At 59.4% G+C, this 25,770-nt stretch carries 18 protein-coding genes and 1 other RNA gene; 10 read left to right on the top strand and 9 right to left on the bottom strand.

The window, feature by feature from the left end:
• Nucleotides 1-116 precede the first annotated feature (116 nt).
• Nucleotides 117-5,711 carry a choice-of-anchor D domain-containing protein gene (locus KDL09_RS15820; RefSeq protein WP_294387093.1) on the bottom strand — a complete coding sequence of 1,865 codons (5,595 nt, stop codon included), beginning with the start codon at nucleotides 5,709-5,711 and terminating at the stop codon, nucleotides 117-119.
• A gap of 104 nt (nucleotides 5,712-5,815) precedes the next feature.
• Nucleotides 5,816-6,538: a hypothetical protein gene (locus KDL09_RS15825; protein ID WP_294387095.1), complete on the bottom strand. Its 723-nt coding sequence runs from the start codon at nucleotides 6,536-6,538 to the stop codon at nucleotides 5,816-5,818.
• 96 nt (nucleotides 6,539-6,634) lie between these two features.
• Between KDL09_RS15825 and KDL09_RS15830 the strand changes: the two genes are divergently transcribed.
• Complete coding sequence (locus KDL09_RS15830) at nucleotides 6,635-9,118, top strand: serine/threonine-protein kinase (protein ID WP_294387097.1); 2,484 nt, start codon at nucleotides 6,635-6,637, stop codon at nucleotides 9,116-9,118.
• Nucleotides 9,119-9,132: 14 nt separating this feature from the next.
• Here KDL09_RS15830 and KDL09_RS15835 read toward each other — a convergent pair whose 3' ends face one another.
• A complete protein-coding gene (locus KDL09_RS15835; protein WP_294387099.1) occupies nucleotides 9,133-10,563 on the bottom strand; it encodes a DUF1501 domain-containing protein in 1,431 nt (476 codons plus the stop codon).
• A 92-nt stretch (nucleotides 10,564-10,655) separates the two neighbouring features.
• Here KDL09_RS15835 and KDL09_RS15840 point away from each other — a divergent pair, with 92 nt between their 5' ends.
• Genes KDL09_RS15840 through KDL09_RS15850 form a run of 3 tightly spaced genes read left to right on the top strand, consistent with a single transcriptional unit; the run spans nucleotide 10,656 to nucleotide 14,517 of the window.
• The gene (locus tag KDL09_RS15840; protein WP_294387102.1) at nucleotides 10,656-11,558 is read left to right on the top strand and encodes a LysR substrate-binding domain-containing protein; all 903 of its coding nucleotides are present in this window, start codon (nucleotides 10,656-10,658) and stop codon (nucleotides 11,556-11,558) included.
• 44 nt (nucleotides 11,559-11,602) lie between these two features.
• Nucleotides 11,603-13,249: a CocE/NonD family hydrolase gene (locus KDL09_RS15845; RefSeq protein ID WP_294387104.1), complete on the top strand. Its 1,647-nt coding sequence runs from the start codon at nucleotides 11,603-11,605 to the stop codon at nucleotides 13,247-13,249.
• A gap of 17 nt (nucleotides 13,250-13,266) precedes the next feature.
• Entirely contained in the window at nucleotides 13,267-14,517 is a 1,251-nt protein-coding gene (locus tag KDL09_RS15850; RefSeq protein ID WP_294387106.1) for a lactonase family protein, read from the top strand.
• Between the two features lie 8 nt (nucleotides 14,518-14,525).
• Here KDL09_RS15850 and trpC read toward each other — a convergent pair whose 3' ends face one another.
• Complete coding sequence (gene trpC / locus KDL09_RS15855; protein WP_294387108.1) at nucleotides 14,526-15,320, bottom strand: indole-3-glycerol phosphate synthase TrpC; 795 nt, start codon at nucleotides 15,318-15,320, stop codon at nucleotides 14,526-14,528.
• 83 nt (nucleotides 15,321-15,403) lie between these two features.
• On the bottom strand, nucleotides 15,404-16,249 hold the full coding sequence (locus KDL09_RS15860; protein ID WP_294387111.1) for a hypothetical protein: 846 nt from the start codon (nucleotides 16,247-16,249) through the stop codon (nucleotides 15,404-15,406).
• Between the two features lie 262 nt (nucleotides 16,250-16,511).
• Here KDL09_RS15860 and KDL09_RS15865 point away from each other — a divergent pair, with 262 nt between their 5' ends.
• On the top strand, nucleotides 16,512-16,742 hold the full coding sequence (locus KDL09_RS15865) for a phosphopantetheine-binding protein (RefSeq protein WP_294387114.1): 231 nt from the start codon (nucleotides 16,512-16,514) through the stop codon (nucleotides 16,740-16,742).
• Nucleotides 16,743-17,089: 347 nt separating this feature from the next.
• Nucleotides 17,090-18,031 carry a hypothetical protein gene (locus KDL09_RS15870; RefSeq protein ID WP_294387117.1) on the top strand — a complete coding sequence of 314 codons (942 nt, stop codon included), beginning with the start codon at nucleotides 17,090-17,092 and terminating at the stop codon, nucleotides 18,029-18,031.
• A 26-nt stretch (nucleotides 18,032-18,057) separates the two neighbouring features.
• Here KDL09_RS15870 and ffs read toward each other — a convergent pair.
• An RNA gene (gene ffs / locus KDL09_RS15875) (signal recognition particle sRNA small type) lies at nucleotides 18,058-18,152 on the bottom strand.
• Nucleotides 18,153-18,288: 136 nt separating this feature from the next.
• On the opposite strand from ffs, the gene KDL09_RS15880 reads away from it, so the two are divergent.
• The 3 genes from KDL09_RS15880 to KDL09_RS15890 all read left to right on the top strand — a co-directional run bounded on the left by KDL09_RS15880 (nucleotide 18,289) and on the right by KDL09_RS15890 (nucleotide 20,446).
• Nucleotides 18,289-19,383, top strand: a complete 1,095-nt coding sequence (locus KDL09_RS15880) for a hypothetical protein (protein ID WP_294387119.1) — start codon at nucleotides 18,289-18,291, stop codon at nucleotides 19,381-19,383.
• A gap of 83 nt (nucleotides 19,384-19,466) precedes the next feature.
• Nucleotides 19,467-20,222 carry a hypothetical protein gene (locus KDL09_RS15885; protein ID WP_294387123.1) on the top strand — a complete coding sequence of 252 codons (756 nt, stop codon included), beginning with the start codon at nucleotides 19,467-19,469 and terminating at the stop codon, nucleotides 20,220-20,222.
• Between the two features lie 26 nt (nucleotides 20,223-20,248).
• The gene (locus KDL09_RS15890) at nucleotides 20,249-20,446 is read left to right on the top strand and encodes a hypothetical protein (protein ID WP_294387126.1); all 198 of its coding nucleotides are present in this window, start codon (nucleotides 20,249-20,251) and stop codon (nucleotides 20,444-20,446) included.
• A 42-nt stretch (nucleotides 20,447-20,488) separates the two neighbouring features.
• On the opposite strand, the gene hisI is transcribed toward KDL09_RS15890, so the two are convergent.
• Together hisI and KDL09_RS15900 are read right to left on the bottom strand one after the other, a co-directional pair.
• Entirely contained in the window at nucleotides 20,489-20,905 is a 417-nt protein-coding gene (hisI, locus tag KDL09_RS15895; RefSeq protein ID WP_294387128.1) for a phosphoribosyl-AMP cyclohydrolase, read from the bottom strand.
• A 51-nt stretch (nucleotides 20,906-20,956) separates the two neighbouring features.
• The gene (locus KDL09_RS15900) at nucleotides 20,957-22,489 is read right to left on the bottom strand and encodes a hypothetical protein (RefSeq protein WP_294387132.1); all 1,533 of its coding nucleotides are present in this window, start codon (nucleotides 22,487-22,489) and stop codon (nucleotides 20,957-20,959) included.
• Between the two features lie 75 nt (nucleotides 22,490-22,564).
• Here KDL09_RS15900 and KDL09_RS15905 point away from each other — a divergent pair, with 75 nt between their 5' ends.
• Complete coding sequence (locus KDL09_RS15905; protein ID WP_294387134.1) at nucleotides 22,565-24,385, top strand: ABC transporter ATP-binding protein; 1,821 nt, start codon at nucleotides 22,565-22,567, stop codon at nucleotides 24,383-24,385.
• Here KDL09_RS15905 and KDL09_RS15910 read toward each other — a convergent pair whose 3' ends face one another.
• Nucleotides 24,386-25,756 (bottom strand): NCS2 family permease, encoded by a 1,371-nt coding sequence (locus tag KDL09_RS15910; protein WP_294387137.1) that lies wholly within the window; start codon nucleotides 25,754-25,756, stop codon nucleotides 24,386-24,388.
• Nucleotides 25,757-25,770: the final 14 nt, after the last annotated feature.

Here is a 25,770-nt window from a genome sequence, read left to right on the forward strand (position 1 = left end):
TCATCTCGCGGAGCGAGATGGCTACTGTGCTGGCGCGTCTGCGGCACCTCCATGGATGTCCGGGAGGTTTTCAAACACGGCCAGGGCACCGATTTTGCCCTGATGACGAGGCTGCTTCACTGCGATTGCAGGCGGAAGAAGGCGGCGTTGTCCGGCACGGTGAATTGGAACTCCAACTGGCCGTTGCCGTTGACGGTGGTCTGCGGCGTGGTCATGGGGAATGGATCGAAGTTGGTCAGGTCGGTGCTCTTCTCCACGCCGATGGTCAGGGTGAAGACTCCGGTCGAGGCATTGCGCTGGATGAGCGGCGTGCCGATGTTCAGCGCCTGCACCTGCGAAGGTGTGTAGAGGCCGAAGGGATTTGGATTGCCGACCACGTTGTTCTGACCGGCGGTGTAATTCCCGTCATACTGCGTCTGGTTGTAAAGGCCCGCCGCATTCGCGCCGCTGTTCAGCGCGGCCACGAGAGATGTCTGGCTGGTCTGCCAGTCAAAGCCGAGCGCGGACAAAGAATACTCACCCCAGTCGTTCAGACCATCGTTGTCCGTGTCCAGCGTGGCAGAAAGCGCGAGGCCGGTGAGCGCGATGTCAAAGGTGTTTTCAAGCGCAGTTCCGTTCCCGATGTGAAGGGCGGATGTGCGTGCGCTTGAAGTCCCGGCAGGCGAAAAGGTGATGTCGAGAGTCGTGCTGTCACCAGGAGCCAGTGTGGCAGCCGTCCCCGTGGAATTCAGAACAAAGTCGGCGGCATTTGTGCCGTCCACCGTGATGGTGCCCACGGTCAGCGAGTACCAGCCCGTGTTCCGAAGAGTGAAGGTCTTGAGCGGTCCGGCAGCACCTATCCGCACTCCGCCGAAGTCAATGCTGGCGGAGCCATTCGCGAGAGCTGTGCCCACCGGTTCCTCCACCGTGATTCCTGGCAGCACCCCGTAGATGACGACGCTGTGATTGCCCTGATTGCTGAAAGAGAGTCCGCTGACCATCTGCCCGGCCAGCACGCTTGTTCCGCTGTCCGCATTCACCAGTGTCGGGGCATTGCGCTGCGTGACCACCGTGTTGTCTCCGATCTGGCCGAAGGAGTTGTCTCCCCATGCGGCGACTGTTCCGTCTGAACACAGCGCCAGGCTGTGCCGGAAACCTCCGGCAATGGCCACTACTGTCTTGTTGTACAGTGCGCTGGTCCCGCTGTCCACATTCACCGCCACCGGGGCGCTGCGTGGCGTCGTGGTATTGTCCCCGAGCTGGCCGAAACCATTGCTGCCCCATCCTGCCACGGTGCCATCAGAACACAGCGCCAGGCTATGACCGCCTGCGGCAATGGCTGTCACCGTCTTGCCATACAACGCGCTGGTCCCGTTGCTCGTGTTCACCAACACCGGGGCATGACGCTCGGCGGTCGTGGTGTCGCCGAGCTGACCGTTGACGTTGCCACCCCACGCTGCCACGGTTCCGTCCGAACATAGCGCCAGACTGTGGGCATTAGCCGCTACGATGGCGACCACCGTCTTGCCGTTCAGTGCGCTCGTTCCGCTGTCCACGTTCACCGCCACCGGGACATGACTCTCGGTGGTCGTGTTATCGCCCAGCCTGCCATTGGTGTTGTCTCCCCACGCGACCACGGTTCCGTCCGAGCACAAGGCCAGGCTGTGAGTGGCACCTGCCGCGATGGCCACCACTGTCTTGCCGAACAGCGCACTGGTCCCGCTGTCCACATTCACCGCCACCGGGGCAGAGCGATTGGTTGTCGTATTGTCCCCGAGCTTGCCATTGAGATTTTCTCCCCATGCCACCACGGCTCCGTCCGAACACAATGCCAGGCTGTGTTTGGCACCTGCAGCGATGGCGACCACTGTCTTGCCAGACAGCGCGCTCGTCCCACTGTCCGTGTTCACGGCCACCGGAGAATGGCGTTCTGTTGTTGTGTTATCTCCGAGCCTGCCGGAGACGTTATTCCCCCACGCATACACTTTCCCGTCACTCGTGAGCGCCAGAGTGTGGCCAGCCCCCCGCGCCACCTGCACGATGATTTTGCCTGCCAGCACACCGGTCTGGGTCACTGCCACTGGCGCATTGTTCGATCCTCCAGACGTGCCGTTCCCGATCTGGCCGTCGTTGTTGTTGCCCCACGCGGCGAGCCCTGTGTAGGGCCACATCAGGACCAGGTCGTTGCCATCCCCGCCGTAATACCAGGCCACATAGGGATAGGTCACCCCATTGAAACTGAGGCTCACCGTCGAACCATTGGACACATTGTTGAATTCACCGTTGATGAATCCGGTCCCGGTGTTCTTCACCACGGTCAGGTTGGTTCCTGCCGCAGGGGCAAAGTTCAGTGCCAGCGCTGCCGCTCCGGCTGGAGTGAAGCCGTTGCTGGTCACCGGCACGTCGGTTGCGCTGCCATACGTCCAGTCCAGCAGGCTTGTGCCGCGGATGGTGAACGTGAAGGGATCCTCGTTCGAATCATCATTCGGAACGCTCACCGTGGCGGTGTGAGCTCCGGCGGTGGTCGGATCATAGGTGATCGTGAATGTTTTCGTCTGTCCATTGGCCAAAGTGCCTGAGGCTGGTTGTGCCGTGACGCTGAAGGCAGCCGCCCCTGAACCGCTGAGTGTCACGTAGTCGGGAGCAACACCCGTCAGAGAGAGTATGCCATCGCCTGTGTTGGAAAGGGTGAAGGTATGGGCCACCGCGCCTGCCGTGACGGCCATCGTTCCGAAATCCGTGTCGTCCGCCGTGGCGGGTGTGGTGTCCCCGCTGACGATGTCCGTTCCGTTTCCACTGATGGCGATTTCGGGTGCTGGCGCTGCCGCCACGAGCCCGAGGCTGTGAATGGCATTTGGGCCGCTGCGCACCATGGCAAAGGTTTCCCCGGTGGCCAGCCCCGAGGTGCTCACCGGCACCGGCACGTTGCTAGTAGTCGTTGTGTTGTCGCCGAGCTGGCCACTGCTGTTGAGCCCCCACGACACCGCCGAGCCGTCCGAGCACCATGCCAGGGTGTGATACTGGCCGGCAAACATCCCCACGACAGTCTTTCCGTTCAGCACGCCGCTGGTGTCCACCAAAACCGGCACCTTGCTGTCAACCGGCCCGGATTGGCCCAACTGCCCGTTGGCGTTTGCTCCCCAAGTCGCCAAGGTGCCATCCGAGCACAGCGCCACGCTGTGATTCAGGCCCGCCCGCAACGTGACCACCGTTTTCCCAGCCAGCACTCCTGTGGTGGTCGTCAGCACGGGCACACCGCTGTTCGCATAGGTGTTGTTGCCCAATTGACCATTGCCACCATTGCCCCATGCTGCCACCGCACCATCCGAGCACAAGGCCAGGCTGTGCAACTGTCCGGCGGCGATGGACACCACCGTCTTGCCGGAGAGCACCCCGCTGGTATTCACCGCCACCGGCACAAGGCTGTCGGTTCCCGTAGCGTTGTTGCCCAACTGACCGTAGTCATTCTGGCCCCATGCGGCCACCGTGCCGTCCGAACACAAGGCCATACTGTGCCCCTGTCCGGCGGCAATCGCGGTGATCGTTTTGCCACTGAGGATTCCACTGGTGTCCACCAGCACGGGTACGTCACGAGAGGTTGTTGTGTTGTCACCCAACTGGCCGCGAGAATTGCTGCCCCATGCCGTCAGCGTGCCATCCGAGCACAGGGCCAGGCTGTGACTTGTGCCAACCGCAATGGCCACGACGGTCTTGCCACTCAGCACGCCAGACCTGTCCACCAGCACCGGCACACTGCTATCGCTGGGAGAATGATTGCCCAGCTGTCCGCTGAAATTGGAACCCCATGCAGCGAGAGTGCCATCGGAGCACAACGCCAGACTGTGATTGGCCCCGGCCGCCATGCTGACGATGGTCTTCCCAGCCAGCACACCACTGCTGACCACATTCACGGAGGTGAGCCGCCCTATTGTCGTGCCATCCCCCAGTTTCCCGTTGCTGTTGTCCCCCCAGGCCACCGGGCGCACGTTCTTCCACTGCAAGACCAGATCATTGCCCGTTCCGCCGTAGTAGTTGGCCACGAAGCGATACACCATCCCGTTGTAACCCATCACCACCTCCTGCCCCTGCGCCAGATTGCTGAAGGTTCCGCTGATGAACGCCGCTCCGGTGTTATTGACCACGGTCAGGCTCGTTCCTGCCACCGGTGCAAAGTTCAGTGCCAGCGTTGCGGCGCCGCTTGCGGTGAAACCATTGCTGGTCACCGGCACGTCGGACGCAGAGTTGTAAGTTGAGACAAGGCCGGTTCCTTGGACGGTGAAAGTGAAGGGGCCCTCGTTCGCGTCGTCATTGGGAATGGTCACGTTGGCTGTCTGAACTCCGGCGGCGGTGGGATCGAAAGTGATGGTGAAGGTCTGTGTGCCCGCAGTGGCCACCGTTCCCGAAGCAGGCTGCGCCGTTACGCTAAACGCGGAGGCGCCAGGCCCACTGAGCGTCACGTAGTTTGGCGCCGTTCCTGTCAGCGAGAGAAAGCCATCTCCCGAATTTGAAATGGTAAAGGTATGTGCCACTGAACCGCCCGCGACAGGCACGCTGCCGAAGTCCGTGTCGTCCGCCGTGTCAGGCGTGCTGTCCCCGCTGACAATGTCCGTTCCATTGCCACTGACGGCGATTTCGGGAAGCAGCAGCATCCATTTCAGATCGCCATTGGTCACATCGTAGTAAGCGATGGCAGGCTGGTTGTTTACCACGGCTAGCGATGTAAACTGGCCTACATCGCCAACGGTATCGAGCGATTTGCCTGTCTGCCAACTGGTGCCGCTAGGGTCGTTGGAGCGGATGTATTTGAGGTTGCCGTTGTTTTGGTTGTAATAGCTGACAAAAGGCTTCCCGTTCACCACAGCCAGTGAAGTGTATTCGCCACCAGTGGTGTCGATCGCCGTCCCACCACTCCAACTGGTGCCATCGACGTTGCTTGCTCGAATGAATTTGAGATTACCATTGGTCGGATTGTGGTAGCTGATGGCGGGGTTCCCGTTCACCACGGCCAGCGAAGTATATTGTCCACCAGTCGTGTCGATCGACGTTCCACCACTCCAACTGGTGCCATCGACGTTGCTTGCTCGAATGAATTTGAGATTACCATTGTTCGGATTGGAATAGCTGATGGCGGGGTTTCCGTTCACCACGGCCAGCGAGACGAACGCGCCGCCACTAATATCAATTGTAAGTGGTGCATTCCAACTGCCGCCACTTGCATCACTGGCCCGCACAAATTTGAGATCGACATTGTCCGCATCGAAATAACCGATCGCCGGGTTGCCATTAACCACGCAAAGAGAGGTAAACTGACCCACATCGCCAACTGAGTCGATCGTCACCGGCGTTCCCCAAGCGCTGCCATCGGCAGTGCTGGCCCGCACAAATTTGAGATCGCCATTGGTTACATCGTAGTAACTGATCGCCGGGTTGCCGTTGACCACGCAAAGCGAAGTATATTGACCCACGTCGCCGGCTGAAGCGACAGTCACCGGGGTTCCCCAAGTGCTGCCATCAGGAGTGCTGGCCCGCACAAACTTCAGATCGCCGTTGGTCACATCGTAGTAACTGATCGCCGGATTGCCATCGACGATCGCTTGAGAGCAATGGCTTCCGACATTTGAAGAAGTGCCATCCACGGCGATGGAAAAGTTGGATTGGGCCAGCCCGGAGGATGGGACCGCCAGAATGGCAACCACGAGCAGGAGAGAGAAGAATTGGAAGAGCTTGTTCATGGGAAGGGCGGGATGTCGTCGGGCTCTACCCCGGCCATGCTGCTGCATTACAACCCTTCTCAACAAATCCCGTCCGATGCTCCACCCCAGCCTTGCCTCAGAGTTCAGCTCTCGAAGAGGTCCAGCAGGTGCTGCAGTTCCGGGCGCACGTCTTCGCCATCATCCACGGTCTGCTTGACCTCCTCGATCAAACGCTCCCGAAAATCACCGCGCAGGCGATGCAGGGAAACGCGAACGTTGTTCACCGTGATGCCCAGGCGTGAGGCGACTTCGTCCATGGCCTCGTCTTCCGCGCCACCCGCGAGATGCGGTGCCAGGGCGTCGTGCAGGGTTTCCCTGCCGCGCTTCACATAGACGCCGCGGACCTCCCCGCGCACGCGGTCAATGAGTTCACGCGCCCATTGGCGGTCGTAGTAGATCTCAGGGGTGTCCCCGGTGGCATGCTGCTCGCGCTGCCAGCGTGCCTCATCTTCGTCCCACAGATCACTTTCGGCCTGGACGCGCTGATGGCGGCGGCGCTCGCCGCGCTGCCAGTTGCTCTTGAACCGTGAAAGCGCGGTAAGCAGAAAGGTGCGCAGCCTGCCACGCTCGCGGTCCGCCTGGGCGAGCCCTTCGTTGCGCAGCATCTTTTCGAAAAAGCCTTGCAGCACGTCCTCGGCATCCTCGTGCTGCATGCCGCTCATGCGCAGGTAGCCATAGAGCGGATAGCGGTAGCTGGTGAAGACCTCGCGCACCGCGCCCTCCGCCTCCGCAGACTCGCTGCTCCTCAGCCGGCTGATGACCGACCAACGGGTGGTGGGAAAGGAACGCTGCGCAGGTTCGCTCATGTATTTTCAGTTTAATACATGGGGCAGAATTCCTTTCACGAATTTTTTGCGTGTCATCAGCGTAACGTTGTGGTCTGTGTAGAAAATCTTCGCCGCATGTCCGCCCCTGAATCCCGGCACGACGACATCGCCCCCCTCCTCCGGCTCGGACTGGAGGAGGAACTTCCAGCACCCGACCCGGAGCAGACCCTCCTCCTGCCCGACCCACCGCCGCCGGGCAGCGACTCCAAAAAAAGCAAGAGCGGCCGCCGCCGGTGGAGCGCGCCTGCGATCGAAGAACTTCAGCGAATCCTGCCGAACTATGAAATCACCACACTGGTGGCCTGCGGTGGCATGGGTGCAGTTTACAAAGGCACGCAGGTGACACTGAAACGTGGTGTCGCCATCAAGGTGCTGCCACCGGACATCTCCAATGACGAGGACGATGGCATGGAATTCGCCAACCGCTTCAAGCGCGAGGCGCAGGCGATGGCACGGCTCAGTCATCCGAACATCGTGACCGTCTTCGACGCAGGCCAGACGCCGGGGGGGCTGCTCTACTACGTCATGGAGTTCATCGATGGAACGGATGTGGCGCAATTGATCGCCAGTGAAGGACGCGTCGCCAAGGAACGCGCGGTGGAGATCATCACGGCGGTTTGCGACGCGCTGGCCTATGCCCACGCCGAAGGCATCGTGCACCGCGACATCAAACCCTCCAACGTGATGATTGATCGCAGGGGAACGGTGAAGGTGGCGGACTTCGGCCTGGCCAAGGCGCTGAACCGGGAAACGACGGCGCTCACACGCACGCAGGTGGCGATGGGGACTCCTGATTACATGGCACCTGAAGCGACGATCCCGGGCATCCAGGTCGATGGCAGGGCGGACATCTACGCTGTCGGCGTGATGCTCTACCAGATGCTCACCGGCAAGGTCCCACGCGGACGGTTTGAGGCGGCCAGTGGCGTGGTGCCCAAGCTCGACCGCCGCTTCGACGCCATCGTGGACAAGGCCATGCAGACCGACCGCGAAAAGCGCTACTCCACCGCAATCGAGATGAAGGGCGCCATCGAGCGCGCTACAACGGCAGCCAAGATGACGTCGTGGAGACCGACGTCTTCCTTCGCCGGTCCGGCCCACCGATCTCGCGTCAAAACAAAGCTGGTCATCGCTGCAGTCGCGGTGATTGCTCTGGGTTTCGTCATTGACCGGCAAATGACACGGCAGCCACAGGTCACAGTCGCAGAGGCTTCAACCAATGCCCCCCCCGACTCCGCAGACCCGACGGACATCGGCTGGCACCATTTGATCCCGCTGATCAACCCGGAGAAAAACGCACTAAGCGGCCGGTGGAAGGTCGAGAACGGCGAACTGGTCTATCTCAATCGAGGAAATGACAACCGCGGGGCCATGGAGATCCCTGTGGACTACAACGGAGGCAGCTACGATCTGCGCATCCGTTTCACGCGAGCGGACACCATTCACCAATCCATGAGCTTTTCCTTCCGCAAAGGAACCGTCGGCGGAAGTGTGCTTTTTGATGTCACCACGCCTTCAGGGCTCCACATGGCAGGGCTGGAATATGATCGCGACACCACAATGATGAACTTCAACGACCAGTGGCCCAAAAGGGAACAGGACTGGCTGACTGTGGGCCAACGACACACCCTGCTCCTGCAGGTGCGCGATGAGGGATTGCGCGCCGAACTCAATGGCCAGGAAGTCTTCCGCTGGATGGGTGACTGGAGTCGTCTCCAGCAGGGCCGTGGTCTCGACACTTATCTGGGTGAACTGGACCACCTTCCAATCTTCGGTCTCGGCCTCATTCTCGGATCGGTGACCTACCACAACATCGAGATGAAGAGTGTGGCAGGCGCGGAAGGCGTGAAGCTGCCTGCCTTTACATCACCTCGGGAAAAATCATCCCCCGGCCTTGCGACCGTCAAACCAGCAGATCCATCTGCGTGGACAAACCTGCTGGAAAACTTCGATCCCGTCAGCAATGCATCCAACGGCCTCTGGTCGCTTAAAGACGGTGAATTGTTCTTCGACCCCACTAGTGGCAATGTGGGCAGTTGCGATCTTCCTGTGGACTACGACGGCGGCAATTATGAACTGCGCATTCAACTCACGCGACCAGAGAAAGCCGCAGGAGGCATCGCCTTCGCCATTCGAAAGGGGAAAAACGGTGGCACGATCATCTTCGATCAGCACTTCGTTGGACATGAGAATCTGAAATACGCAGGTTTGTCACATATCGCGGACCGTCCGGATTTCGACCTCGGCGACCTCTGCCCGCCACGCATACGGTGGATGGCGCCGGACTCTAGACACACGCTTCTAATCCAGGTCCGTGACGAAGGGCTGCGCGTCGTGCTTGATGATCAGGAGGCGTTTCGTTGGGTCGGGGACTGGAGCCACCTCAAGCAAGGCCGTGGTGCAGACGTGTTTTTCACGCGGAGTGCCGGGCGCAGTCCGATTTTCGGTCTGGCAAGCAAGATGGGGGGAGCCCTGTTTCACCGAATTGAGTTCCGCAAAGTCACCGGGGAAGAGGGAAAGAAACTGGAACCTGCGGCACCATCCGCAGCAAGTCAGTAGCCGCTCCAACTGGCTCAAAACAACTCGGTCAGCGGCCTGCCTTCATCGAGCAGGTTGTAGGCGCGACCGAGCTTGTCGTGAGCTTCGAGGTCGCCGATTCCCATGGCATAATAGACGGTCTTCGTGACGTCCTCGGGATAGATCGGCCGGTCCTTCGGCAGTTCAGCACGCGCGTCAGTTTCACCCACCGCCTGACCACCGCGGATGCCCGCGCCGGCCATGAGCACGCTCATGCAGGCGGTCCAGTGATCGCGCCCCGCACCCACCACGCCGCCGGAGCGACGGTCTCCGACTTTGGGCATGCGACCCATCTCGCTAGTGACCATCACCAGCGTTTCATCGAGCAGGCCGCGCGAGGAAAGATCCTCGAGGAACGCGGAGAAGCAGCGGTCGAACTGCGGCAGGAGGTTTTCGCGCAGGCAGTTAAAGTTGTTCCCATGCGTGTCCCAACTGCCGGCGCTGCGGCACTTCTTGGCGAGACTTTCATCGCCCATCCAAAACACGGTGATGAATGGCACGCCCGCCTCGACCAAGCGACGCGCCATGAGCAGGCTCATGCCGTTGATGTCCTGACCGTAACGCTCGCGCAGCTTCAACGGTTCGCTCTCGATGTCGAAAGCGTTCGCCGTGCCGCTTGAAGAAAGCAGATCAAACGCACGCTCCTGCTGCTTCACATAATTTTGAATCGCCACCTCGTGATCCAATTCACGACGCGCGTCATTCATCGCCGCCAGCAACGCCTTGCGATCCTGCATGCGCGACGCCGTCATGCCACCGCCGACGGAAATGGTCGGCGCGGCAAACTTCAGCGGCTCTTCAAAACGGCCATTCAGGAAAAACGGATCGTATTCCATGCCGATGCGACCCGCGAACTGTCCCGGACGCGTGAACGGCAGCTTGCTCGGCTTGTGCGGCAACGTGATGAGCGATGGCAGCGACGGATGCTGAGGGCGCTTCATGCCGATCACGCTTCCCATGTAAGGCCAGTCGTCTGGATACGGGCGACGGTCGTTGCCCTGCTGCTTGAAGGTCGGATCCGGTGCGTGGCCGGTGAGATTGTAATAATAGCCCGCGTGATGATCGCCCGTGGCGCGTCCGCCGTCGGTCACGCCGTGGATCATCGAGAATCGATGCGCCTGCTTCGCCAGCAGAGGCAGATGCTCGCACAGGCGAATGTCATCGCCCGTGGTGCGGATCGGCTTGAACTCACCGCGATACTCCAGCGGCGCATCTGGCTTCATGTCCCACATGTCGATGTGCGACGAACCGCCGCAGAGGAAAAACAGTACCGTCGATTTCGCCGGCTTCGCCAGAGTGGGAGCTGCCACCGCAGGTCCGGTCGAAGCACGCACGCCGCCTTTGAATCCGAGCGACGCCAGCCCCATCGTCGAAGCCGTGAGAAAGGCGCGACGGTCCATGGCGGGACGGAAAAGCGGAGAGGACATGGGAAGAGACCTGCTTTCTACGGCCTCCAAACGTCCGCCTTGTCACTTTGCAGGCGATTTGCGTAAAGGACGGGTCTGTGGTCTGATCACGCGTGGAATTTCACCAGCTTCGCTACTTCATCGCTTCTGCCGAGGAACTGAGCATTTCGGCTGCGGCAAAGCGTCTGCACGTCACGCAACCAGCGCTGAGCCGCCAGATCGCCGTGCTGGAGGCGGAACTGGGTGTGGCGTTGTTTGATCGCATCCGCAAACGCATCCACCTCACCGACGCAGGCCGCTTTTTCCTGCCAAAGGCACGCCAGATCGTCTGCGACGCCGAAACGGGTGCGCAGCAGTTGCGCGAGCAGTTTGGCAAGGCCCGGCGCACGTTGCGACTGGGATTCCTCACGCCGTTTCTTGACGATCTCGTGGCTCCGGCGGTGCGCGAGTTCCGTCAACGTCACCCGAAGGCTCAAGTGAGCCTTTTTGAACTGCCCCCGCGTGCCCAACTCGACCGCCTGCGCAATCACGAACTTGACGCCGCCATTCTCGGAAACATCTCGGAAGCAGACCGCGCGTTCTTCACCATCCGCACACTGTCACGGCACAAGATGGCCGCCGTTCTGCCAGAGGATCACGCATTGGCAAAGAAGAAGTCGATCAAGCTCTCAGCCCTGAAGAACGACTCGTGGGTTTCTCTCTCCGACGCCTTCTTCCCGGGTCGTCGCGAGTTTCTCCGCTCCATCTGCCAACAGGCTGGATTTGAACCGCAGGTCGTGAGCGAGGTTGATTCGCTTTCCATGATGCTCGGAGCCGTCACGGCCGGCGAAGGCGTCGCCGTCATTCCCGCGCATGCAAGCAAACTGCCGCATGGAGGCTGCGTGTTCATGCCACTTGCTGCTCCGGTTCCGACTTCCGAACTGCTTCTCGTCATGCCAAAACAGGCACCGGACCGGGAGCTCACGACGCTGACGAGCTTGATCGCGGAACTGGCCGCGCAAATCGCCCGGCCATGACATCATTCCAGTAACGTCCGCAATGAAACGTGCGTAATGGGTTGATGCGCCATCTTTTGCTCCTTCTCGTCTCCGTCGTATCCCTGCATTCGGCGGAACCTCCCAAACTCGATTTTGGAACCATCCGTGAAGAGCATCTCATGATTCCGATGCGGGATGGCAAGCGTCTTTCCGCCTATGTCTTCTTTCCTCCGGGCGAGGGCAAATGGCCCGCCATTTTCGAACAGCGCTACGCGGACATCAGCAGCGCCGGATCGCGCAAGGCGGCGGCGAAGTTTGCCGAGGGCGGCTTCGTGATCGCACTGGTGAACTATCGCGGCACGCATGAAAGCGAAGGCGTTTATCGTGGTTACCGCGGCCTGCAATGGGGACCGCTGCGCGATGGCTATGATGTCTGTGAGTGGCTCGCCGCACAGCCGTGGTGCACAGGCAAGATCGGCACGTATGGCGGATCGCAGGCGGGCTATGCGCAGAATTATCTCGCAGTGACACAGCCGCCGCACCTCGTGGCGCAATACATGACTGACACGGGCCTGAGCCTGTATCAGGAAGGCTACCGCATCGGCGGTGCGACGAAGCCGCAGCGCTTCATCAAAGGCGGCGCGGTGGCACGCGACATCAAGGACAACGAAGCCATGCTGCGCGAGTGGGACCAGCATCCGAACTACGATGACTACTGGCGCGATGAAGACGCGTCGCTGCACTTTGACAAGATGAACTACCCCTGCTTCACCATCGGCAGTTGGTTTGATTTCATGTGCCAGGGCAGCGTGGCGAGTTTCATCGGGCGCAATCAATACGGAGGCCCCTCCTCACGCGGCCACCAGCAGCTCATCATCGGTCCGTGGCTGCATGGCGGCTATCCGAAGTCGAACAAGATCGGCGAGCTCGTGTTTCCGGAGAACGCAATATTCGACGTGTATGCGCACATGAAGAAGTGGTTCAATCACCACCTCAAAGGCGAGAACAACGGTGTCGAGAAGGAAACACCCGTGCGCTACTACGTGATGGGAGCCACTGGAGAAGAAGGCGCGCCGGGCAATGTGTGGCGCGAGGAAAAAAACTTCCCGCCGCCGAGCACAGCATCGGATTGGTTCCTGCAGCCCGATGGCAAACTCGCCTCGAGCAAGGTATCCGCCACGAAGGCGAGCACCTCTTATCTGAGCGATCCCGCACATCCGATGAGCCTGCCGTACACGGGCTTCCCTGGCGCACGAGATGCTCGCGGGTTTGAAGAACAGGCCGAAGTGCGCACTTGGACAAGCGAGGTGCTCACGAAACCGGTTGAGGTGACCGGCCGCATCAAGGCGGAGGTCTTTGTATCCTCAACCGCCAAGGACACCGATTTCGTTCTGCGCGTCACGGACGTGTATCCTGACGGACGGTCCATGTTGCTCATGGATTACCCATTGCGTGCTCGCTACCACGAGGGCTTCGATCATCAAAAGCTGCTCGTGCCCGGAGAGGTCACCAAACTCGCCTGGGACATCGGCTGGACGAGCATCATTTTTAACAAAGGACATCGCATCCGCGTGACGATCGCCAGCACGGGCGCACCCTTCTATGAACCGAATCCGCAGACCGGCGCGCCGATCAGTCATTTCATCACCGAGCCCGGCGTGGCGGCGATCAACACCATCTGGCACGATGCTGCCCATGCCTCGCGCGTAATCCTGCCCGTAGTGAAATAAGCTGACACTTCCCTCTCATGCCCCCTTCCTCTCATTCCCGCCGCATTTTTCTCCAAACGCTCGTCGCATCAGCGATCAGCAGTCCATTGCTCGCAGCCACAGAACCCGGAGCGCTCATCGCCTATGTGGGGACCTACACCTCGCCGCTGCAAAACATGCGAAAAACCCAGGTGGATCTGCCGCCCGGGAACGGACGCGGCATTCATCTGTTTGAAGTGGACCGTGCCACCGGAGCAATGAAACCATGCGGACTGTTTGAAATGGGCACCAGCCCGAGCTGCCTCGCTTTCAGTCCTGACAAGAAACACCTCTATTCGGGCAACGAAACCGAGCGGATCGGCGACAATGAATCTGGAACGGTGAGCGCTTTTGCCATCGATCCTCAAAGCGGCCAGTTGAAACTGCTGAACAGCGTCAGTTCAGAAGGCAAAGGTCCCGCGCACCTCAGCGTGCATCCGTCAGGAAAGTTCGTGCTCGTGGCGAACTACTTCGGCGGCACGGTGGCCGTGATTCCCATCCTTCCCGACGGCAGCCTCGGCCCCGCGAGCGATGTGAAAAAAGACGAAGGAACCTTGGGCCCCACCAAGGCCGCCCACGCACCTCCCGGCAGCTTTGCCATCAGTGGACATGATCAGGCCCATGCGCACATGATTGAAGCAGATCCGTCTGGAAAATTCGTTCTGCACTCAGACCTCGGACTGGATCAGATCTATCTTTGGAAATTCGACGAACAGACCGGCAAACTGACGGCAAACACTCCTGCGACGGTCTCACTGCCTCCCGGCGACGGCCCGCGACACTTCGCGTTCCATCCGAAGGGCACGTGGCTCTATTCTCTGCAGGAGGAAGGTTCCACGGTCGTCCTCTTCGATTACAACAACGCCAACGGACAACTCGCCGCCAGACAAACCCTGTCGAGCCTGCCGCCCGGATTTGCCGGCAGCAACTTCTGCTCCGAAATCATGGTCTCGCCCGATGGACGCTTTGTCTATGCGGGCAACCGACTGCACGACAGCATCGCCATCTTCTCCGTCGGTGAGGATGGAACACTGACTTTCCTCACTGAGGAATGGACGCGCGGCGACTATCCACGGAGCTTCAACTTCGATCCGAGCGGGCAATTCCTCTATGTCTGCAATCAGCGCGCCGACAACGTCGCGGCTTTCCGAGTCGATGCCAAAACAGGAACACTCGCATTCACGGGACACTTCACGCCTGTAGGAAACCCTTCGATCATCGTGTTCCGCGATCTCTCGCAGCAGAAATAGACGGCGAATCAATGAAACTGCTCCGGCACCGGGGCACGGTACTGCGGGAGATCGACGAGAATGTTCGGGCTGCGCATCAGCGTCTCGCCGATCAGAAGCGCATTCGCTCCCGCTTCGGCAAGGCGATGGGCGTCGGCGGGCGTTTTGATTCCGCTTTCAGAAACGAGGACAACATCGTCCGGAACTTCTTCAGCGAGTTCTTCCGTGGTGGAGAGATCGACGGTGAAGCTCTTCAAGTTGCGATTGTTCACGCCGATGATACGGGCGTCTGTCGCGAGCGCACGTTCGAGTTCAGGCAGATTATGAACTTCAACAAGTGCGTCGACCTGGAAGGTCTGCGCCACCTCAAGCAGGTGCTCCAGCGTGGGTTGGTCGAGAGCCGCGACGATGAGCAGGATGGCATCCGCCCCCGCAACCACGGCCTCAAAGATCTGCGCCTCATGAATGATGAAGTCCTTGCGCAGGCAAGGGATGTCCACCTGCTCGCGAATGAGGGAAAGGTATTCGAGTCGGCCTTGAAAATACTTTTCGTCCGTGAGCACGGAGATGGCGCTGGCGCCCGCCTTCTCGTAGCCGCGGGCAATGGTCAGCGGATCAAAGTCGGCGGCAATCGTTCCGGCTGAAGGCGAAGCGCGCTTGACCTCGGCGATGATGCTGAGACGCGTCGGATCGTTGCGCAATGCGTCGTAAAAGGAGCGTACATCATCACGCAACGCGGCGGCGGCGCGGAGCTTTTCGGCGCGGGGCAGCAGGCGTTGCAGTTCGGTGTGCTTGTGGGCGATGATTTCGTCCAGCTTGTTCATGGGGCGCGCATGGAATCCAGATGACAGGTCAAATCCAATGGGAAGATTGTTTTCACGGTCGTCTCTCAGACCTGTAGGCCAGCTTAAACACTCAGATCAAATGCCTCGAATACGTTCCGGTGCTTCAACGGCATGCTCATCCGCGGCCGGTCCTGAATCATATTGTAGGTAATACCTTTGGCGAAGCCAAGTTCGTGAATGTGATCGGCAAAGACATGGCCACGCCTGATGAAGCGGTCCAAGACTTCCATGGAGCGGTATCTCGCATCGGCCAGAATGTCGATCGGTCCCTTCACTGTCTCCACGCATTTCAGATGGTCGCCGGTCGGGTAAACTTTCGCCAGAGGACCATCGACAAAGATGAAGCTGTAAGGCCTGTAAGGAGTGTCCCTGTAGGAGTGGGTGGGAACGTCCCCTCTCCAACGGTCGGCAACGACTGGCGACAAATGGAAGGTGATGAACTGCCTCTGCTTCTCAGGCAGGATTGACTGGGTGTTCTTGAGGGGCTTTTCAATGCTCTCCATTGACTGGATATGACCATCATAGGAGGGATCCTCCTGCTGGTTAAGCCAGAGCGCATGGCTCATGAAAATGGATGTAACCCCGCTCCCCAACTCCAAAACGTGCTCGGGTTTGTGACGGCGCAGGTATCTGTGCAACAAATAGTATTCCGTCAGCGGGACCCCGCCGCTGATAGATTTCCCGGGAATGGCAAGCAGTTCACGGTTTTCATCCAAATTAAAGTAGTCCAGGGCGATTTTCGCCATTCTGGCTTCCTCGGCTTTGGCCTCTTCAGGCTTGGGAAGCAAATACGACCGGTCCCACTTTGCCCGAATTTTGCTGATCTTCCTGCCGATTGAGTTGAAGAATTTGGGAAGTCCCCGCTTCTCACCGTTCTCATACGGCCATAGTAATGTAGTGATGCTCATCTGATGACGTCGAAATTTGAAACTCGTAGTTACGACCTTTTTTCTCGGCCGCCGCGAGGGCGCTTTCTCTAATAACCGACCAAGGCAAAGTCAATGTGTTAAGTCGTGCCCAATTGGCTGGCAGGAAGACGGGACGTTACCGCCCGACCGCGCACGTGTTCCGATGATGCAAAATACGCATACAGGGCTTTCTTGACGACAGGCTTGATGCAGGCTCTTTCCACTGAAGAAAATGCCCGAAGTCCCCATCACACCAGAAGCCGTGATCGAACTGCTCACCTCCGAGCATATTCTCGAACCCCAGGAGCCGATCCTTCCCGAGACCGATCTCTTCACGCTTGGACTGGATTCGATGGCAATGATGCAGCTGTTGTTGCAAATCGAGCAGCGCTTTCAACTCACCGTCAATCCGTCGGAAATGACCCGTGAGCGCTTCGCCACCGCCGGTTCCCTGGCCACGTTCCTGAGGGAAAAACGACGTCTCGCCGCCTGATGCTGACGTTGCCCGCCACCACGGTCGATTATTTCCTCGCCGGGCTTGAGTCCTTCATGCGCCGCAGCGGGCAGGATACGCATTGGGGTGTGACAGTTTTGAAGCTGGAGGGCAAACCCGACGCCGACTTGCTGGCGCGAGTCTGGGAGCAGATCCACGCGCACCATCCAATGCTGGGAGCACGGTTGAAACGTGTGTGGCGCGGCTGGCGGCTGGCCTGGGAAAGTCAGGGGACAGTTCCCGCGCCTGCAATCACGTGGCATCCAACGCAATCAGTGCCGCCCGACAAGAACATCCTCCGTGAGCGGTTTCAAGGCCAGGTCGGATCCAAGCCCCTTCGTTCCCCCTTGTTGATGGAGGTCTTTCCGTTCGGCGACCATGACCAACATGTCATTCTGCTGACATGGCGACACGCGCTGCTCGATGGCACGGGCATCAATCTGCTGCTGGAAAAAATGGCGTCAGGCGATGCCAGCGCAGGCCCGCCAGAACCTGCGCCACCAAAACGCCACAGAATGAGAGACGTGTTCCAACGAGCCCGGCCTCTGATGAAACGCCTGCATGCCATGACCAGCGCCGGCTGTCTGTCCGCCTGGGCCAAGGGGGGGGCGAAGGGCGGTGCGCCCGATTTTCATGTGATCGAATTCTCCCAAGAGCAGTCGGAAAGAGCTGCAGTTCGTCTGCGCACCGCGTGCGGCGACTTTTTGCAGATGCCTTTTTATGCAGCGGTCGCTGCGCGTGCTCTACGACTGCTGCATGAGAGGCGCGGATGGCACAGTCCCCAGATCCATCTGCAACTGCCTTTCCAGTCCCGCGGCCGCAGCCGCGACCTGCTGTTCGGCAATCATACTGGGACTCTGCCGTTGTTTCTCGACGCCGGAGCTCTTGGTACGCTTGAGGAAGCCGTGAGTCATCTGCTCGAGAGGTACCGCGAGGCGATGAGAGAAGAGATGCCGAAGGCATCGGAAGCCCTGATGACCTTGGCGGCCCACCTGCCGGTCGGTTGGTTCATCCCAGCCGTCCGTCTGTCCAACTGCGGCCAGATTTGCAGCCTCTTTCATTCCCATACCGGTTCTTTTCTGCCGGGGCGTGGCGAGTTCGCCGGAGCACCGGTTCAGAACGTTTACAACATTCCCAACGTGTGTTCCCCACCGGGCTTGGGAATCTTTTTCTCCGACTTTGCCGGACGAATTACTCTCACCCTTTCGTGGCGGAGAGGTTCGGTCTCCCCCGAGGAGGTGGAGACCGTGAACCAAAAGATCCAGGAGGATCTGACCGGAGGGCGATAAGAATCGGGCCCGTATAAGTGGATACGAAGTGCCAGGGAACCGCGACATGAGCAGGCAGGCTGCCGTTGCTTCCGTCAGGACCTGGCGGGGTTCGCAAGCTGAACATCCGCGGCCCCTGACGCCTGCTGTTCTAGCCGCAGGGTTCTCAAGACACAAGCAGGATTCCAGTCCGGTGGCAAAATGCCCAAAAATTGGTGTTGTCGAAACCCTGCCCTTCCGGTAAAAATCATGTTCTAAATTCTCAAATTCGTCCCTGTATGGTCTGGAAAATTCTCTCTGCTCTCTCCGCTGTCTGCCTTGGCACCGCCTGCTATTTTGCTTGGGCCAACCAGAAAACACTCGTCGAGGAGCGCAAACGCGAGGCTTACGCCACCGCCAATCTTGCCGAACAAAAGGCGCACATCGTTCAGGCTGAAGAAGCTAAGAAGAACCGTGAGAGCCAGCTTGCCACAGCCAATCAGGATCTTGAAACAACCAAGACCGCCGTGGTGGACACCACCGCCAAGGCGCAAACCAAAGAGCAAGAACTGGCTGTCGTGAAGACGAACTTGGATCAGGTGACCAAAATCGTGAACGATCTTGAGAAACAGATTAACGACGCGGGCGACATCGAGGCTCTTCTGGCTCAAATTGAATCCATCAAGAAAGAACGCGCCGAAGCCGAGGCCGCCCTTGCTAATCAGGTCCAGCAGCTCGCCTCTGCCCAGGAAAAGGTGAATAATCTCACCAACGCCGCCAAGGAAGCAGAAGACCGTGAAGCCCGGGGACGTCGTGGCATTGTGGATGACGATTTCACCGCCAAGGTTGCCTACTCTTACACCGACTGGGGTTTTGTGGTTCTCAACAAGGGCAACGGCGGCGGCGTATTCGCCAATGCCGACCTCGAAGTGAAGCGTGGAAAGGACGTCGTGGCCAAGCTGAAAGTCCGGGACGTGGAGCAGAACTCCTCAGTGGCGGACTTGGTCAAAGGCAGTCTCGCTGAAGGCGAACGCATCCGCCCGGGTGACCTTGTCGTAGCTGCAGCCGAACAAAGTGCCAAGGCGGCCAAGGGCCCTGCTGCAACCGCCGCTCCTGGTGCAACTGCGCCGGCAGCTCCTGCTCCTGATGGTGCCGCTCCAGCGGCGCCTGCCATGGGTTCTGATCCATTTGGCGCTCCAGCCGCACCGGCGCCCGCCGCTCCTGCCATGGGAGGTGACCCCTTCGGCGCTCCTGCTGCCGCCCCAGCCCCAGCTCCAGCCGCTCCTGCCATGGGAGCTGACCCCTTCGGTGCAGCCCCTGCTCCGGCTGGTGCCACCCCGGCACCCAGCACGGCAGATCCTTTTGGTGCTGCCCCCCCGCCAGCCAATCCCTGATTGCAGGCCTGATTCATCCTCCTTTTTGCTTACTTTAACAGATTCCCTCCATGACCAAAGTTCTCTTCATTCTCAGCGCTGTTGTGATCCTCGTCGCCAGCTTCTTTGCCTACCAAAATGGGCGTGAGTTTGCCACGGTTCGCACCAACATCATCGGTATCAACGCCAGCATCGCGACGGAAAAGCAGACCGAGAAAAAAGTGGTTGGTGAGGTGGGCCGGTTGGTCGCTGACATCACCCGCGTGCAGGGAGAACTGGATGTCGAGTCCGAGAAGCTGAAAGCGCAGAAAAACAGGTTTGCCCAAGCCGACAGCGAAACCACCCGCACCCAGGAAGAACTTGATGCCAAAGTGAAGAAGCAACAGGAGCTGACGGTTAAACTCGACAAGCTGCCCAAGGATGTGAAGCCAGAAACGATCGCCGAGGACATCAACCGGATGAAAAAGGAAAAGCTCGAGTATGAAGCGCAGGCCGAGCAGAAGAAAAAAGAAGTGGTCGCCGAAAACGACAAGATTGCCGGAGTTCAGAAGCGCTTGGATGATGTCGTTCATAAGATTGAAGAGCGCCGTAAGAACTTCGAGCGCAACAGCCTGACATCCCGTGTGGTGGCTGTGAATTATGACTGGGGTTTTGTGGTGATCGACGCCGGCAAGGCCACCGGCCTCACCGAAGATACAAAATTGATCGTCACACGCGGCGCACAGACGGTGGGCAAGGTGAGCGTGATGAGTGTCGACGGGCGCAACTCGCTGGCCGCCATCGTCCCGAACGCAGTCGTCAATGGACAGTTCATCATGCCTGGCGATCGCGTGATTCTCGAAAATCTGGTTCAGAATTGATGCTCGCCCGCGTTGTTGATGCCGTGATGAAACCGCGCCTGATCCTCCCCCTGCTGCTGTCGGTCATTTCCGTCTTTTCGTTCACCTCCTGCACGTCAGACGAACCCCAGCGCAAGAAGGTAGTGGGTCCTGATGGCAGCCAGTACAGCAACCTCCCTTGGAACCGTCCGCGTTCTTGGGAGGGCAACTCCCGCTACGGTGGCATGGTGCCGACGAGCCGATAGAATCGCCCTAGGCAGATATCAGGAAGGTTTTGGCGACTGGAGTTACGCTGTCGGTTCCAGCAGTGCTTCGCCATCGGCAGCTTTGACCACACGATAAAAGCAAGTGGAACGCTTGGTGTGGCAGCAGCCACCTCCATGCTGTTTCACTCGAAGCACCAATGCATCCTGATCACAGTCCGTGCGGATTTCGACGATCTCCTGAAACTCGCCGCTCGTCGCCCCTTTGTGCCAGATTTGATTGCGGCTGCGGCTCCAGTAAACCGCCTGACCGAGTTCCAGGGTCATTTTGAGCGACTGCTCGTTCATGTAGGCCAGCATCAACGGTGCCCCGCTCTCGGCATCCACTGCCATCGCAGGCATCAGGCCATGCTCGTCAAACTTTGGAGCAAACAATGTCCCTTCTTCGATTTCATGCTTGGATTCACGAGGGGCAAAAGAAATAGGGGCGGGGGCGGACATGGCCCTGCATGCTAGCGGCGCCCGCCCGGCATGCAACCACCGGCTGTAGGATCACTTCCCCGGGAATATCGGCAGTACCTTGTTGATCATGCCAGCTCCCGTTTTGACCCCACTTTCGATCACACCGCTGGCACCATCAATCACCTTGCCGGGGACTTTGGCAGCCTCGTCACCGACCACGGGCTTGAGCAGCTTCTCAGCGCCGAGCCCCACCTCTTGGGGGGTGTCGAACAGCAGGGACATCCCGACTGCCCCCACCAAGCGTGAGCTGAGATCCTCCTTCGGTGCATCCAACGTGCCGGCCACGTGAACACGCGCCCACTGCAGGCCCGGAGGGCCTGCGGGATTGGTCTCCACAAAGACACGCCTCTCGGCACCGGGAATGCCACGCACCGTTTCGGGCGTGACTCCGAGCATCAGATCTCCGCTTACCTCTCGTCCACGTATGGCCAGCGCTCCCTCGATGCGCAGCAATCCGTTCGATTGCACGACAATCTTCTCGATGACCAATGCGTCCCCTTGCGCACGAATGGTGGCGCTGCAGATGTCGAGCACGAGGCGTTTGAAGCGATGCGTGTTCGTATATGTCACCAGCTTGTCGAGAACGGGCAGGCCTGTAAGAGCACCTCCTTTGAGTGCAACCTCGGTTTTCCATTCCGGCGGCGAGCCGTGGGAGCCAGACATCTCGAGATCTCCTTCGATCTTGCCGGAAAGGCGTTGCTTCCAGGTCGGATCAAGAAACTCGTCGAGCGGGACTGCTTTGAAGTGCGCGAACGTCTGCCACTCCCCTGTTTCAAACTTCACGCCCCCCCGCAGCGTGACCTCCGATCCCTGCTTCCAGCGTAAGGCAGCATCGCTGAGCTGAAGTTGCGAGTCTCCAAGACGCAACGTGGCATGAGCGAGCTCGAACTTGAGCGGCTTCTTTTGTTCCGGAGCCGCAATGGGTGTTTGCAGGGAGCCGCCGCTCATTTTTGCGGACACCGAGATCTCACCGCTCTTCCAACCGCCGAGACGCAGCTGCGTATCAGCAATCTTCCATGCACCCTGCTCGAAAACGAACTGATGGATATCGAACCCGCTGATTTGGGTCTCTGCCGGAATGTAGCGGCGCAAAAACGACGGGATCGAATCTGCGTCCATCGAGCCCTTTGGTGCTGATGGTTCAGCAGCCGATGTTTGCTCCGGCATGCGATCAACGCGGCGCAGAGTCAGATCATCTGCTCCGGCATTCTGGATGCTCCAGGCCCCTTGTCGGATGGCCCCGAAATCCAACGAAGCGCGAATGCCGCCGGCATCAACGTTCCAGCCTCCAGCGGTCTCCAAAGATAGGTCCGCGATGCTGGCTGTGTCGTCGTTCCAATTGATCTGGGCGATGCGCGCCTTTCCACCCAGCTTGGCAACGGTCATTTCTTCAGCTTTTTGACGGAAGTCGTCCTGCCGCAGATACGTGCGGATGTAATTCGTCACCAACGTGGGGGCCAGCAACACAAGCATCAGACCGCTGACGATGATCAATCCCGCCAGCCACCACAGCCAGCGAAATGATGAAGACCGGCGTTGGCTGGTACTGCTGCGTCGTTGCATTTTGGCAAAGAGTGAGGTTTTTTCATCGCCAGAGCACTGTTCTCCGGCCTACGTTCAATCTCACACTTAACCTGTATGCTCAAAGCACTCAACGTCTGTCTTGAAGTCGATGGCCCGGGGGACTCGGAAGAGAACGCCACGTTGCATCTGCTGCGGGAGGTCTCCTTCAATTTGCCGCCGGCTCACCTCGTGGCGATCGTGGGACCTTCGGGTTGCGGCAAGACGACTCTTCTGAAAGTGATCACCGGCATCCTGCAGCAAACCTCCGGGGAGCTCCTCTGGGGAGGACGTGATTTGAGCGAGGAGGAGGATCTGCATCCGGGAGATCTGGGCTACGTGCCGCAATTCAGCGTGGCCTATGATCTTCTGACAGTCGAAGAGAGCATCGCCAGTGCGATGGTGCTGCGCACCCAGTTGGCGCAGACCGAAGATTTCATTCCCGCATTGGATCACATCCTTGAAGTAACGGGACTGACCCATCTCTCGGACCGTCAGGTCAAAGTACTTTCAGGCGGACAAAAGCGCCGTCTCGGGCTCGCGCTCGAACTCGTCACCGATCCCTGCCTGCTGCTGTGCGACGAGGTTACCAGCGGGCTGGACCCCAAATCCGAACGCGAGATCACCGATCTGCTGCGCGTGCTGTCGCGAGGACACCCGAAACGTGTCGTGGTGAACGTCACCCACAGTCTCGCGAGCCTTGATGCCTACGACAGCGTCATGGTTATGTACCAAGGTGTGCTGACCTACCACGGACCGCCGCAGGCGATGATGCACTACTTTGCCGCCGAGCACCCCGAGGAGATCTATCTCAAGCTCACCGAACGCAAAGCCGGCGACTGGCATGAGTCATGGGAGAAACATCGTGACACCTATTACCAGCGACATGGATTCGATGGAGCCCGTGTGCTGTCTGAGGATGAAGCCGCCGCCAAAAAGAGCGCAGGCCCGTCCCGCACATCCGTGCGTGAAGAACGTGCGGTCGCGAAACCGGAACTCGTCGCACCGCTCGAGGCAGAAGAACTGCCTCCGGTCGAAATGCCCTCGATGATGACACAGCTTTTCGAGCTGCTGCGCAGGCGGTGGACGATTTTCCGCCGGGACAAGGCGCAGGTGTGGCTGCATCTCGCCATGCTCCTCGGTTTCCCGCTGCTGGTGGTGATCTTCGCTCTCGACGGCATCAAGCCGCTGCGGGCGCTCTCCACCCATCAGGACGAAAACGTTGTGTTTGAGATGCAGCGGCAGGCCCAGCATCAGATCGAGCAGCTCAACGCAGGAAGCCTCGTTTCGGGTCTGATCATGCTGCAGGTCGTGCTGGTTACTTTGATGGCCAGCAACAATGCGGCGCGCGAGATCGCATCCGAACGCCTGATTCTCGAGCGCGAAAAGCTTGGAGGACTGAATCCGCTCGCCTATGTCGGCAGCAAGGTGATCTTCCTCGGCGTCTTCGTACTCGCACAGAGTTTATGGATGGGCTTCTTCGTGGACACGGTCGTGGGCGGTCTACCCGGCGATCTGATTATCAAGCTCGCCCTGCTCGTCCTCGCATCCGCCGCGATGACCAGTGTCTGTCTTGGCATCTCAGCGTTGAGCAAGACACCGGAGAAGGCCACGATCCTGTGCATCTACCTCGTCGGCTTTCAGCTCCCGCTCTCGGGCGCTGTGCTCACCCTGCCCGACTGGCTGGAAAACTGGGTGCAGCCGTTGATCGCCGCATTCTGGAGCTGGAGCGGCAGCCTGACGAGCATGCGCAGCACCGCGTTCTACGACGCCGTCCGCCAGGTGACAGCCACGGACATGGTCTCTCCCACCATCGCCGGCTTTGTACTTTTCGTGCACGTGCTCGTGGGGCTCGGCATGGCCTTCGTCGGCGTGCAGCGCAGCCAGTGGGATTCGTGATCAATGAGGCAGGCCAAAGAGGTAATAAGCCGCACAGAGCAGCGCCAGCACGATCATGCCGGCGTTTAAGTCGCGGGCACGACCGGATGCCAGTTTCAGCACCGGATGCACCACCAGACCGACCGTGAGACCGTTGGCGATGTTGTACGTGAAGAGCATCATCACGATCGTTGCGAAGGCCGGCACCCATTCGGTCAGATCGTCAAAGTTGATGCGGCGCACCGAACCGGCCATCAGCACCCCCACGGCGATCAAAGCCGGGCCATACGCGAAGCGAAGCTGCTGCAACGGCTCGATCAACGGAATGAAGAACAGTGAAACCGCAAACAAAACCGCCGTGACCAGTGCGGCCAGGCCGGTGCGTGCGCCTTCGCTGATGCCCGTGGCAGATTCGATGTAGGCGCCGCTGGTCGAAGTGCCCACCAGACCGCTGAACATGCAGGTCAGCGCGTCCACCAGCATGGGACGCTCGACTTCCGGAAAGTTGCCTTTTTCATCCAGCAGGTTCGCAGCCGATCCGAGTCCTGTCAGCGTGCCGAGCGTGTCGAGAAAGCTCATCAGGAACAACGTCAGCAGCACCGGCAGAAAGCCGACCTTCAACACGCTCGCGATGTCGAGTTTGAGGGCGATCTGGCCCAGCTCATAGTCTCCGGTGAACGGCAGTGCTGTAATGGCCTTGGGTGCGTGACCGAATCCAAGCAAGCCACCAATCACCGCTGTCACCACGATGCCGATGAGCAGCGCTCCACGGATTTTCCGAATCATGAGCACGGACATCAGCAAAAAGCCGCCGATCGCCAGCAGCACCTGAGGATCATGCAGATTGCCGATTTTCACCGGGACAGCAGGTGTCATGAACAGACCATGCGCATCGGTTTGCAGCGCCTGCGCAGGCATTCCCGTCACGAAACTCGTCACGATGCCGGTTTCGTAGAGTCCGATGAAAGCCAGAAACAGTCCGATGCCGACAGCGAAGCTGTGTTTCAGGTCCGGAGGAACGGCGTTCGCCAGCCAGCCTCGGACGCCGAGCAGCGTGATGATCACAAACAACACGCCGCTGACAAACACGGCCCCCAGCCGCTGCTCCCACCCTATTCCCAGAGCAGCGAGTCCGAACGCGATGAACGCGTTCTCTCCCATGTAAGGCGCCACCGCGATCGGACGGTTGGCCATCAATCCCATCAACAAGCAGCCCACCACCGCCGTCAAAATCGTCGCCACCGTGCCCGGACCGGCAGGAATGCCCGCAAAGGAGAGAATCGCCGGATTCACCACCATGATGTAGGCCATGGTGATGAACGTCGTAACTCCGCCGATCACTTCAGTTCGGACAGAAGAGCCTCGTTCACGCAGCTTGAAGAAGGTTTCCATGCTGTGGTGGAGAG

The organism is Prosthecobacter sp., from assembly GCF_020439865.1.
Classification (GTDB): Bacteria; Verrucomicrobiota; Verrucomicrobiia; order Verrucomicrobiales; family Verrucomicrobiaceae; genus Prosthecobacter.

Coding starts and splice junctions, on each gene's coding strand:
- KDL09_RS15900 (WP_294387132.1), bottom strand. CDS start 22,489: ATGCAACGACGCAGCAGTACCAGCCAACGCCGGTCTTCATCATTTCGC.
- KDL09_RS15910 (WP_294387137.1), bottom strand. CDS start 25,756: ATGGAAACCTTCTTCAAGCTGCGTGAACGAGGCTCTTCTGTCCGAACT.
- KDL09_RS15830 (WP_294387097.1), top strand. CDS start 6,635: ATGTCCGCCCCTGAATCCCGGCACGACGACATCGCCCCCCTCCTCCGG.
- KDL09_RS15820 (WP_294387093.1), bottom strand. CDS start 5,711: ATGAACAAGCTCTTCCAATTCTTCTCTCTCCTGCTCGTGGTTGCCATT.
- hisI (WP_294387128.1), bottom strand. CDS start 20,905: ATGTCCGCCCCCGCCCCTATTTCTTTTGCCCCTCGTGAATCCAAGCAT.
- KDL09_RS15880 (WP_294387119.1), top strand. CDS start 18,289: ATGGTCTGGAAAATTCTCTCTGCTCTCTCCGCTGTCTGCCTTGGCACC.
- KDL09_RS15850 (WP_294387106.1), top strand. CDS start 13,267: ATGCCCCCTTCCTCTCATTCCCGCCGCATTTTTCTCCAAACGCTCGTC.
- KDL09_RS15835 (WP_294387099.1), bottom strand. CDS start 10,563: ATGTCCTCTCCGCTTTTCCGTCCCGCCATGGACCGTCGCGCCTTTCTC.
- KDL09_RS15845 (WP_294387104.1), top strand. CDS start 11,603: ATGCGCCATCTTTTGCTCCTTCTCGTCTCCGTCGTATCCCTGCATTCG.
- KDL09_RS15860 (WP_294387111.1), bottom strand. CDS start 16,249: ATGAGCATCACTACATTACTATGGCCGTATGAGAACGGTGAGAAGCGG.
- trpC (WP_294387108.1), bottom strand. CDS start 15,320: ATGAACAAGCTGGACGAAATCATCGCCCACAAGCACACCGAACTGCAA.
- KDL09_RS15825 (WP_294387095.1), bottom strand. CDS start 6,538: ATGAGCGAACCTGCGCAGCGTTCCTTTCCCACCACCCGTTGGTCGGTC.
- KDL09_RS15905 (WP_294387134.1), top strand. CDS start 22,565: ATGCTCAAAGCACTCAACGTCTGTCTTGAAGTCGATGGCCCGGGGGAC.
- KDL09_RS15890 (WP_294387126.1), top strand. CDS start 20,249: ATGAAACCGCGCCTGATCCTCCCCCTGCTGCTGTCGGTCATTTCCGTC.